This is a genomic window from Scytonema sp. PCC 10023 (genome assembly GCF_963920835.1).
Lineage (GTDB): Bacteria > Cyanobacteriota > Cyanobacteriia > Cyanobacteriales > Nostocaceae > Kalymmatonema.
Genome location: NZ_CAWUDP010000339.1, coordinates 1 through 745, shown reverse-complemented (window position 1 = coordinate 745; position 745 = coordinate 1). Strand labels below are relative to the sequence as shown.

The following is a 745-nucleotide window of genomic DNA, read 5'->3' as shown; positions in this document are numbered from 1 at the left end:
CTAGCTGCTTTGGATTTCAGAATTAGCTTTTGTAGTGACCTAGCTTTGCGCTTGTCTCCAACTCGAATAGCTTTGAACACTCTTTTTTGTAAGCGGAAAAGGTTCGCCCGGAATTTCTTCCAGGGTAGTGATTTCCAAAGTTCACTAGCAGTTTTGCTGTGTCTAACCATGCTTTACTCCAAATCGCGTTTTCTGAATACCTCAGAGCAGTTACGCTCTGTCCTACCCGATACAAAGGGATTCCGTATCTCGTCTTACCTACCGGGGTTTTCGACCTTTCCCCCAGACCTTTGTACCGTTTTTACTCGTTCCGTTCTTTCGATTGTTTGATGGTTTAGGGCAGTCCACTTTGCCTTTCCTCTCCTCGGAGATTACAGCTATCCAAATAAAAGTGCTGTGAGAATATGAGGATGAAGTCTACATTTTGTTTTCAGGTTGTAGCTTCCAACTGAGACACTTTTCTAGGACTTGTTTTACCCATGCCATCTCCCCATTAGCGCCAGTGTGGTCTTCCTGCTTAACCTCTGATTGCGCCCTGTTCCCAGCTTCGCTCTGTAGATTTCCGAGTCTACTCGGCGTGGACAGGTCGGGAGTCACTTGTCTCCTCAAGGGTAGGACTTGCCTTTCTAGGGTACTTGGCTCACCTACATCGAAGGAACAGTTGTACATTATGTTGTTGTTCTCATAATGTACTCTGGTCATACCCCTCTATTTTCTAGAGGCTCCTACCAGAAACGAGTCGCAC

General features: G+C 46.0%; 2 protein-coding genes. Both read right to left on the bottom strand.

Features of this window, described 5'->3' with window-relative positions:
- The coding region (locus tag ACM0OZ_RS49110; protein WP_414590204.1) for a reverse transcriptase N-terminal domain-containing protein at positions 1-170 on the bottom strand (170 nt) is incomplete at its 3' end.
- Positions 171-417: 247 nt separating this feature from the next.
- Complete coding sequence (locus ACM0OZ_RS49105) at positions 418-669, bottom strand: hypothetical protein (RefSeq protein ID WP_414590203.1); 252 nt, start codon at positions 667-669, stop codon at positions 418-420.
- Positions 670-745 lie beyond the last annotated feature (76 nt).